At 66.5% G+C, this 2,584-nt stretch carries 3 protein-coding genes; all 3 read left to right on the forward strand.

The genetic code is table 11. The annotated features are described in order from the left end of the window. Positions 1-38: 38 nt before the first annotated feature. Entirely contained in the window at positions 39-959 is a 921-nt protein-coding gene (locus tag ACIPIA_RS13980) for an AAA family ATPase (RefSeq protein ID WP_400510421.1), read from the forward strand. A 38-nt stretch (positions 960-997) separates the two neighbouring features. Further along, complete coding sequence (locus ACIPIA_RS13985) at positions 998-1,375, forward strand: nuclear transport factor 2 family protein (protein WP_400510422.1); 378 nt, start codon at positions 998-1,000, stop codon at positions 1,373-1,375. Between the two features lie 16 nt (positions 1,376-1,391). After that, the coding region (locus tag ACIPIA_RS13990) for a vWA domain-containing protein (protein WP_400510424.1) at positions 1,392-2,584 on the forward strand (1,193 nt) is incomplete at its 3' end.

Here is a 2,584-nt window from a genome sequence, read left to right on the forward strand (position 1 = left end):
GCCTTCCTTCATCCTTCTCGCCGCGATAGAAATCGACCATGCTGAACGCCGCACGCATCCCTCCCTCCATCGACGCCACACTCGCGCTGCTGCAATCGCAGGGCTATGTCGCGGATCGCGCGCTGGCGACGGTGCTTTTCCTGGCGCTGCGGATGAAGCGGCCGCTGCTGCTGGAAGGGGAGGCCGGAACCGGCAAGACCGAGATCGCCAAGGTACTCGCCGCGGGGCTGGGCCGCAGGCTGATCCGGCTGCAGTGCTACGAGGGGCTCGATCTCGCCTCCGCCGTCTACGAGTGGAACTATGCCGGACAGATGATGGCGATCCGCCTCGCCGAGGCCGGCGGCGTCGCCGAGGATCGCGAGCGGCTGGAAGGCGACATCTTCTCCGAGAAGTATCTGGTGAAGCGCCCGCTGCTGCAGGCGCTGGAACCGCAGGAGGGTGGCGCACCGATCCTGCTGATCGACGAACTCGACCGTACCGACGAGGCCTTCGAGGCGTTCCTGCTCGAGGTGCTGGCCGATGCGCAGGTGACGATCCCCGAGTTCGGCACGGTGAGGGCTGCCGAGCCGCCGATCGTGATCCTGACCTCGAACCGCACGCGCGAGATCCATGACGCACTGAAGCGGCGCTGCCTCTACCATTGGGTCGGGTACCCCGATGCCGCACGCGAGCTCGCGATCCTGAAGGCCAAGGTGCCGGAGGCGCCGGCCAAGCTCTCGAAGCAGCTCGTTGGTTTCGTGCAGGCGATCCGCAAAGAAGAGTTGTTCAAGCAGCCGGGTGTGGCCGAGACACTGGACTGGGCGACCGCGCTGGTCGAACTCGATGCCGTCGCGCTCGATCCGGCCATCGTCTCCGATACGCTGGGCGCGCTGCTGAAGTACCAGGACGATATCCAGGCGATGCAGGGTTCCAAGGTCAGGGAACTGCTGGATCAGGCCAAGGCAGAGGCTGGGCGCTAGTCTTCTGCAGATCCGCTGAAAAGAGCGAGGGGGACGCCATGAACGCAGACATCAAGGCGGTCGAAGCGACGGTACGCACCTATCTTGACGGGCTCTACGAGGGAGATGCCGAGAAGCTCGCGCATGTCTTCCACCCGACCAGTGCACTGACGACGGCGCGAGAGGATGGCACGATCCAGGTCGTCCCGCGGGATGAATGGCTCGACCTTGTCCGCAAGAGGCCTGCGCCGCAGAAGGCCGGGCTGCAGCGCGACGACCATATCCTGACCATCGATCTCGTGGGGCCGACGCTCGCGCTGGTCAAGGTCAAGTGCCAGATGCCGCCGCGCTATTTCACCGATCTGCTCTCGCTGCTGAAGATCGAGAGCCGCTGGCAGGTGGCCCAGAAGGTGTTCATGACCGAGACCCGGGATTGAGGCCGGGCGGCCAGGAATGACCGGCAGGCTTCCCGAAAACATCGCCTATTTCGCGCGCGCCTTGCGCGCGGCCGGGCTGTCGGTCGGGCCGGGCGCCGTCGTCGAGGCGGTCGAGGCTTTGGCCGATGGCGCGCTGGGCGAGCGCGACGACGTCTATTGGGCGCTGCATGCGATCTTCGTGAAAAAGCACGAGGACAGTCCGGTCTTCGACCAGGCATTCCGGCTGTTCTGGCGCCGGCGCAACCTGATCGAGAAGATCATGGCGCAGATGTCGCCGGTGTCGCCAGGCGCCGAGCGGCAGCCGGAGAAGGCCGAGGCCGGGGCGTTGCGCGTGGCCGAGGCCTTCTCGCCGCCGGCGCGCGAGGACGAGCCGCCGGTGGAGCTGACGGAACTCACGGCGCGCCTGACCGTCTCGGATCGGGAAATGCTGAAGTCGCGCGACTTCGCCCAGATGAGCGCTGCCGAGATCGCCCGCGCCAAGCAACTGATCGCGGACCTTCGTCTGCCGGACGACAGCGTGCCCACGCGGCGGTTCAGGCCGCTGGCCCATGGCCGGACGATCGATCTGCGCCGGACACTGAGGCAATCGCTCAGGGGAGGGGCCGGTTCGATCGATCTCGCGTTTCGCGAGCGTCGCGAGATGCATCCGCCGATCGTGGCACTGGTCGATATCTCCGGCTCCATGGCGGAGTATTCGCGCATCTTCCTGCATTTCCTGCATGCACTGACCGAGAAGCGGCGGCGCGTGCATTCGTTCGTCTTCGGCACACGGCTGACCAACGTCACCCGGATGCTGAAGGCACGCGATCCAGACGAGGCGTTGGCGCTCGCCGGCAGGGCAGCGCCGGACTGGGAGGGCGGAACGCGGATCTCGGCTGCGCTGCATGATTTCAACCGGGTCTGGTCGCGGCGCGTGCTGGCGGGCGGGGCGATCGTTCTGCTCTTCACCGACGGGCTCGAGCGCCATCTCGACGACAGCCTCGCCTTCGAAATGGACCGGCTGCATCGGTCCTGCCGGCAGCTCGTCTGGCTCAACCCGCTCTTGCGCTACGATGCCTTCGCGGCGCGGGCGAGCGGAATTCGCGCGATGCTGCCGCATGTCGACTCGTTCCGGCCGATCCACAATCTCGCGGCCATGGCCGATCTTTGCGCGGCCCTGTCGCGCGATGTCGGCCGCGAAAACGATCCGCGACTATGGCTCAAGCGCGC

Origin of the sequence: Allobosea sp. CER48, assembly GCF_044752385.1 — a bacterium.
Taxonomy (GTDB): domain Bacteria; phylum Pseudomonadota; class Alphaproteobacteria; order Rhizobiales; family Beijerinckiaceae; genus Allobosea.